Origin of the sequence: Acidovorax facilis (assembly GCF_023913775.1) — a bacterium.
In the GTDB taxonomy this organism is placed as follows: Bacteria; Pseudomonadota; Gammaproteobacteria; order Burkholderiales; family Burkholderiaceae_C; genus Acidovorax; species Acidovorax facilis.
In genome coordinates this window covers 1-6,447 of the sequence record NZ_JAMXAX010000208.1, presented here as the reverse complement: position 1 = coordinate 6,447, position 6,447 = coordinate 1, and the positions used below count along the sequence as shown (strand labels likewise).

Here is a 6,447-nt window from a genome sequence, read left to right as displayed (position 1 = left end):
AGCGGATACTCTGAAATTGATAGCTGGTGGCACTTGTGTATCAAGCGCTAGAGGCCAATTGGGCTAATATTCTTGCGGCCGGTGTGCCCGCTGGCGAAGGGGCTTATTGTGCGCTGGGCACCACGCTTTTTCAGATAGCCCCGCTTGAGCGTCACTCCAGCGTCAGCGCACGGATGGGCTTGGGTGGGCGGCCGTGTTCCAGCAGCTCGCCGCGCGGCGCTTGTAGTAACAGCGAGACCAGTCCATCCTCGTCTGTCAGCCGCCGGTACTCGGACGCAGCCAATACCACCACGGCGTCATGACCATGTTTCGTGATCAGTTGCGGGCCTTCGCGCAGAGCCCACTCCACGAGTTCGTTGATGCGGTGTTTGGCGTCTTGCAATTGCCAGCGGCGCATGGTGGATTCCTTTCGTCTGGCTAGACCCACAGATGCATGTGGTGGGGGTGCGATGGTGTCAGCCCGTCGGCCTTGAGGCAACTTTGCTTTCACAGTACAACTAGATTTTGATAGCAATCAGCGCTTGGTCATGAAGCGCTACAGGTTGATTTCACCTAATTTTTAGCGCCGTACGCAGCGTGTTGTTTACGCCGCCAGCCCCGCGTCCGCCAGTGCCAACACATACAGCGCCGCCCGTGCCCGGCTGGCCCCCACATACAGGTTCGCAGGGTGGCGCATGCAGCGCAGGTCGATGCCGACCAGAACCACCACATCCGACTCCAGCCCCTTGAAACCCTGCACTGTGCCCACCCGGACCAGCCCCGGCAATGGCGCGGCCAAGGCATCGGTCGTGGGGCAGGCATCCAGCCCAGCAGCCCAGGCAGATGCGGCGTTGTCACGCCGATAGGGGGACAGCACCACAATCTGCTCGGGGCGCAGTCCCTGGTTGCCCAAAAGCTCGCGCAGCAACGTGCGCAGTTGCACCGCCATCTGCGCGAAATCGCTGCTTTGCAGCGCAGTGGGCGGCACGCCATGGTCCACGCGAAAGGTCGGAGGCATCGCGCAACGGCCCATGCGCGCTGCGGCTTCACCGATGGGGCGGGTATTGCGCAAGTTGGCGTCCAGCACCATGGGGCTGGCGGTAAACGGCGGCTCCCATTGGTCGGTGGACTGAAACAGGCACTGCTGCCGGTCATAAAAGCAGTACCAGCTGAAGTGCGGTGCACCCAGGGCCTCCAGCGCCACCCACCAAGTAGCGGCAAAGTCGGCTGCCTCATCCACGATCACAGTGTCATACCGGGCACCGCTCCCGGTTTCAGCGGCTTGCAGCAACAGCTCGGCAGATCGCTCGTTGAAAAACAGGCCTTGTTCTCGCGAGTCTGTGGGCACTTCATAGGCCAGGCCAGCAGCCAGCGCCTGTGTGCGGGCCAGCTCGTGGAACGGTTGCACCGTCACACCCGGCACATCGGCCAGCAACGCAGTCAATGCCTGCGCCAGGGCCTTGTTGAAGCACGTCAACAGCACCGAGCGGCCCAGCGCCGCATGTTCGCGCGCCAACGCCACCGCCAACACCGTCTTGCCAGTGCCCGCACCGCCCTCCACCAACAGGCGCGGCTGCGAGCGCAGCATGCGCAGCACCGCCACCTGCTGCTCGGTAGCCTGGTGCAAGGCGTGTGCCGCGTCGTCGACGTGGGTGGCCAGGGGCACCAGTTGCTGGCAGTCGGGCGCCAACAACTCCTTGAGCGCATGCTGCTGTGCGCGCGTCCATGGCTGCGCATTGGGCGCTGCTTCGCGAAAGATGCGCAGCAACGCGGGCGCCGGGTCCGTCAGCGCCGCGCGGTCCAGCAGAAAAGCGCGCGAAGGCGCCTCTGTGCCCGGCACGCTGCCCTTCCACAACACATCGGGGAACCACACCGCGTGCGTCACCGTCAACGCGTCCGCCGCATCGCGGCCCAAGCGTTGGCGCAGTTTGTCGATGAGTGCATACCGGTTGCGCCGAGCCTGGGCGAATGGCGACTGTTTCATGGCCAAGCCCGAGGCATAGAACCACTGGCCGTCTTGCACTTGCACAGCACCCGCCTTGATTTCAAAGACGATCAGGCCATGGTGGGGGTGGAAAACGACTACATCTGCTTCACCAATTGCCTCGCCCCTCCTGTCCTCGTGCAAACAACGCCATTCCACTGTGTGAAAAATACCCCACAACAATGGAAGATGCACAAGTGATTGCGCTACTCGGGCCTCTGCGCGCACTCCATTTTGCGTCATACATCCTTATCCATTAAAACAGCGTAAGAAAGTATTTTCTTATCGTGGGTCGACGTAAAAAGATTGCGAATTAGGAGCTGCCGATTTTTTGCGTGAATTTCTTGTGCAGTGGATTTTCAATCTAATTCCGATTATTTACAATATTATTGTATTCTTTCTTGATATGATCGAAGCCGTATTTTTGCTCTAAGCGCTTGATTGTGAAATGCCCCAAGGCCATGTCCTGGTAAAAGTCGATAAACATGGTGTTAATTCCTGCTCCTGTCACGGCTCCTATGACCGGAACTGCTTGGGCTGCGAATTTTTCTGTAATGACTACGCCAAAACGAGCGGCTACTTTTTCAATCAGTTCAGCCATCCATTTTGCCGCTTGAGATGTAGTGAATGCACTGGCTTGAGCGCCTTGCTTAGCGGCAATTTCTGCAAGTTCTTTGGAAAGTTGCTGCATCGCACCCGTTGTGAAACTACGAGTTACGTAGTAACCAGTTTCAGTCGCGTCATCACTCTTGGTGTTTCCTCCCATGGCAAAGACTTCAATACACAATTGTTTTGTGGAAAAATCGGTGAGATCAAAACCTTCACTGCGGGCGATGTCGGCTACCGACCTCATCATTATCGTTGTTGCAATCGGAAGCTCAATGAAAAGAGCCGTGAAGCCAAAAGCTCCGCCTATGGCGCCAGAACTAGCAGCATAGATTTTATGAAGTATGGGGGAGGCATCTTGTTTCTTATTTTCCAAACTCCATAGAGCTGCATTGGCAGATTTGTGAAGGGCTGCTTCTACTGCACCGCCGATCTTTTTTGATATTGAAGTAGGAAGTGAATTTACGAGCTTTTCGATCGGGGAGCCTATTAGGTCCGATATTTTTGCTGTAATTGTTGGAGATTGCAGTATGTCTACAGCTTTCTTTAAATCTTGGTAATCTTTTTGGTTGTCTTTGATTTGAGTCATATTTATAGGGCTGGTGGTTATTTAATTGCTGAAATAAATCGTGAAAAATTGATATGAATTATTTCTTCAAAATACTTATAAAAATAGAGCGCGAGAGAAAATCGCTAAGAGCACTGGCGGGTGCAGTAGTAAGTGAATTATTTCCACAATCCGGACAAGCGTCGAAATAGTCGCCGGGCATAAAGGCATCACTCCTAGGTGCAGCTGTTTTTGACCAGCCACATGCTGAGCACCGATAGGTCATGGGCTGAGGAGCGATAGGCACAGCGACTTGTTTCTTTGCTTTGTCTTGTTGGGAGCGTCAGCGCACAGGTTTCCCATTGCCGGTCAATTGCCCTTGGCCGTCCCACCTGTACACCGTCTTGGTCATCGCAGCTTTTCTCTGCTCCGCATCAGGCTCAAACGGACCACGAAACCCCACCATCGCCACCGTCACGCCCACCTTCGGGTCGAAAGTGGGGTAAATAATGTCCGAGCAGGTGCCAAATTCAGGTGAAACCCGCAGCACGCCACCCGGGCTGATATTGATGAATCGGAACTGTGCAGGGCAGGCCGTGCCGCCACTGCTTAGCAACAACAGCACGTCGGTGGCTCCCATTTCGTAGTTGGCAACGATGTCCAAGCCGCTGTTTCCTTCAATGGCGGGCCTGATGGGCTTGCCTTTGAACAACAGGGTGTTGTCTTCCTCGCGCACGCTGACCATGCCATGGCGCGTCTTCTGTGTCTTTTCGTAGCCGAACACCACCGGGGCCATGCCGATATTCCGGGCTTGTGTGATTTCGATCCACCCAGCGGGTTGGGCCGAAAATTTCTGGCCCAGGGTGTCACTCAGGGCGTCACTGACGGGGCGTGTGGCTGATTTCTCGATCTTGCAGAGCATGCCGGGCAGGCAGTTTTGCAAGATGGCCCTGCCCACTGTGGACTTGGTTTTAAAGGCAAAACCGATCAGGTCGCCCGACTCGGGACTGGCGCTGAAGAGCGCGGAGTAAGCGGGGCCTTTTTCGAGCACGCCTTGGGTGATTTCGGCACTGGCGAGACTGGCAAGGGAGAGGGTGGCAAGAGCAACAGCGGTGGTCTTTTTCATGGTGAGGCGGTCAGTCGCCAAGCGCCGGAGTTTCATAATGTAACCACCCAATGTGGGTTGACTATGAATGAATGTCAGACGGCTGGCGGGTTGGGTTGAGAACGTTGGGGTGGTGTTGTTGGGCCAGCTTCTCACCACAAGAATGAAAACGGCCCGTCCATGCGCGCGGCCTTCTGCGCGAACTCCGGTTGTTTGAGCGTGAGGTAGCGAATGCCCTCCACCAGCGCTACCAGGGCCGGGATGTACGTCCAGCACAGCACGATGTACACGATGCCCCAGCCCCAAGCGCCCGTGTAGAACTTGTGGATGCCAATGCCGCCCAGCAGCAGTGCCAGCACCCCGGCGGTGACCTTGCTTTTGGGTTCGACCCCGTTCACGCTGCGCATGGCTGCATTGGGGCCTAGCTGGTTTGGCAGGTTTTGAACGGCTCCGCAGTGCGGGCACGATGGTGCAGAGATGTGCAAAGGCTTACCGCAGCCGAAGCAGGGGTTCATGGATGTGTTGTTCATGGTGTTTCCTCACACTGTTGGGTGTCTTCAGGGGCGTTGGATGTCAGGCCAGCAAGCCGATTGCCGCCAGCAGGCCGATGCCGCCCAGGACTACCCCGGCAATGGCCATTCCTTTGCCGCGTTTTTGGCGGGCCAGGGAAATGCTTCCGAACACAATGGCGGTCGCAGCAAAAAGGAAGATCCCCAGCACCTGGTCCTTGTCGGGCTCTTCGGGCGCGAGCAGCCCCAGAACGGGGATCAGCCCGCAAATCAGCGCCGGTATCGGGAGCCACAGGGAGTCGTCTGCACGGACCTGCTGGCTGTTGGTGTTGTGTTGGGCCTGCAATGCGCCGCATTGGGGGCAGCTGATGGCGGTTTCGTGAATCTGGTGGCCGCAGCCTCGGCAGTACGACATGGGAAAACCTCTCTGGGTTGGTTATGTGGCGGATCGTTGGATGGGTGTTTTGGGCAAGGCTTCGCCCGTCCGGTGCCTGGGCACCGGTTGCCAGGTGAAGGGGTGGTGTCAGCGGCCTGCGGCGCAGTGGTCGCCGAAGGCCGTTGGTTAGTTAGCTAGTCCGTCAGTCAGCACTCGGGGCAGCAGGTGCCCCGGTGCATGGCGGATCTGCGTGGTCAGCGGCCCGATGGCGGATGGCCTGAGTGGCCGCCCTGGGCTGCCGCCTTGCGGCGCAGTCCGCTGATGTAGGCGCCCAGGCCTGCAGTCGATACGACACCTGCAACGAACACGATGGCGAAGGCGGCCAGGGTTTCGAGGGGGGAGTTGTTGTTGATCATGGCAACGGGTCTCTCTGGGGCTCAAAAACGTGGGTCAGCGTGCAGTTTGGATCGAGTCAGTGCGCGTCCAGATAAGCTCGCAACTGCTGGTCCAGCTCGGTTTGCAGGTGCTCGGGGCTGATGATGCGCACGTGGGGTAGCCACGCGCGCACTGTGGGCCAGATCTGGTTGGGGTGGGCAATCTGGCCTGACACGATGAGCCCGCCGTCCTCCAGCGCCTTCACGACCTTTTGCCCGCCGATGAGCTTGCGCCGTTGAAAGTAGCTGGCCACTTCCCTGTCGATCTTGAGCACCACTTCGGTTTTGACGAAGTTGAGCCAGATGCTGTCTTCCTCCTCCAGCTTTTGAACAACCGAAGGGTCGGGCTCGAAGCGGTCGTCGTGGTTCAGCAGCAGGCCCTCTATCTTGGTGAAGGTGTAGGCCTTGAGCTGACCGGCATCCATGGCAGCCAGGTACCAGATTCCGTCGTGGTTCACCAACTGATAGGGCTGTACGCCGTTCACGTTCTTGGCACCCTCGGCCTTGCGGTAGCGGAACCCCACGGTGCAGCGCTTAGCAACGGCCTCTTTCAACTGGCTGAATTGCAGTTCCAAGCCGCTCAGGTCTTCGTAGTTGGGCCCACGAACCAACAAGGCGTTCTGCAGCCCGGTGTTCAGCAAGTCCTGCAGGAGTTCTGTGGACAGACGCGGGTGCAGCCCCTCCAGTCCAGCCAGTTCGGCGAACCGTTCCATGTCCTTCATGGACAGCAGGCCGAGCCGCGCGGGCTTTACGGCGAAGTAGCCGTCGTTGTTCTCCAGCTCTAGGAGCTTGTCGGGCTTTCCCGCCTACCGCGAGTGGGCGGCGGCCTGGAAAATCGCGCCAGTTTAAAAAGACCTCCCCTGCATGAGCCGCTTCATCGCCGTAGATCGAGACACCGCCTACTTGC

General features: G+C 58.0%; 8 protein-coding genes. All 8 read right to left on the bottom strand.

Annotated elements, in window-relative coordinates; translation table 11 throughout:
* Positions 1-151: 151 nt before the first annotated feature.
* The 8 genes from NFX52_RS28980 to NFX52_RS28945 all read right to left on the bottom strand — a co-directional run bounded on the left by NFX52_RS28980 (position 152) and on the right by NFX52_RS28945 (position 6,262).
* A complete protein-coding gene (locus tag NFX52_RS28980) occupies positions 152-397 on the bottom strand; it encodes a type II toxin-antitoxin system prevent-host-death family antitoxin (RefSeq protein ID WP_055401339.1) in 246 nt (81 codons plus the stop codon).
* 186 nt (positions 398-583) lie between these two features.
* On the bottom strand, positions 584-2,206 hold the full coding sequence (locus NFX52_RS28975) for a nuclease-related domain-containing DEAD/DEAH box helicase (RefSeq protein WP_082437593.1): 1,623 nt from the start codon (positions 2,204-2,206) through the stop codon (positions 584-586).
* Positions 2,207-2,327: 121 nt separating this feature from the next.
* Positions 2,328-3,158, bottom strand: a complete 831-nt coding sequence (locus NFX52_RS28970; RefSeq protein ID WP_055401343.1) for an EcsC family protein — start codon at positions 3,156-3,158, stop codon at positions 2,328-2,330.
* Positions 3,159-3,459: 301 nt separating this feature from the next.
* On the bottom strand, positions 3,460-4,377 hold the full coding sequence (locus NFX52_RS28965) for a hypothetical protein (RefSeq protein ID WP_238385729.1): 918 nt from the start codon (positions 4,375-4,377) through the stop codon (positions 3,460-3,462).
* Positions 4,374-4,751 (bottom strand): TM2 domain-containing protein, encoded by a 378-nt coding sequence (locus NFX52_RS28960; RefSeq protein ID WP_082437595.1) that lies wholly within the window; start codon positions 4,749-4,751, stop codon positions 4,374-4,376. The genes NFX52_RS28965 and NFX52_RS28960 overlap by 4 nt, the downstream gene beginning before the upstream one ends.
* Positions 4,752-4,794: 43 nt before the next feature.
* Entirely contained in the window at positions 4,795-5,145 is a 351-nt protein-coding gene (locus NFX52_RS28955) for a DUF4190 domain-containing protein (protein ID WP_055401346.1), read from the bottom strand.
* Between the two features lie 215 nt (positions 5,146-5,360).
* Positions 5,361-5,522 carry a hypothetical protein gene (locus NFX52_RS28950; protein ID WP_202907217.1) on the bottom strand — a complete coding sequence of 54 codons (162 nt, stop codon included), beginning with the start codon at positions 5,520-5,522 and terminating at the stop codon, positions 5,361-5,363.
* 56 nt (positions 5,523-5,578) lie between these two features.
* The gene (locus NFX52_RS28945) at positions 5,579-6,262 is read right to left on the bottom strand and encodes a WYL domain-containing protein (RefSeq protein ID WP_082437596.1); all 684 of its coding nucleotides are present in this window, start codon (positions 6,260-6,262) and stop codon (positions 5,579-5,581) included.
* Positions 6,263-6,447 lie beyond the last annotated feature (185 nt).

Excerpts from the sequence above, each read along its gene's own strand:
- NFX52_RS28945 (WP_082437596.1), bottom strand. The coding sequence starts at position 6,262 with ATGAAGGACATGGAACGGTTCGCCGAACTGGCTGGACTGGAGGGGCTG.
- NFX52_RS28975 (WP_082437593.1), bottom strand. The coding sequence starts at position 2,206 with ATGACGCAAAATGGAGTGCGCGCAGAGGCCCGAGTAGCGCAATCACTT.
- NFX52_RS28980 (WP_055401339.1), bottom strand. The coding sequence starts at position 397 with ATGCGCCGCTGGCAATTGCAAGACGCCAAACACCGCATCAACGAACTC.
- NFX52_RS28970 (WP_055401343.1), bottom strand. The coding sequence starts at position 3,158 with ATGACTCAAATCAAAGACAACCAAAAAGATTACCAAGATTTAAAGAAA.
- NFX52_RS28960 (WP_082437595.1), bottom strand. The coding sequence starts at position 4,751 with ATGAACAACACATCCATGAACCCCTGCTTCGGCTGCGGTAAGCCTTTG.
- NFX52_RS28950 (WP_202907217.1), bottom strand. The coding sequence starts at position 5,522 with ATGATCAACAACAACTCCCCCCTCGAAACCCTGGCCGCCTTCGCCATC.
- NFX52_RS28955 (WP_055401346.1), bottom strand. The coding sequence starts at position 5,145 with ATGTCGTACTGCCGAGGCTGCGGCCACCAGATTCACGAAACCGCCATC.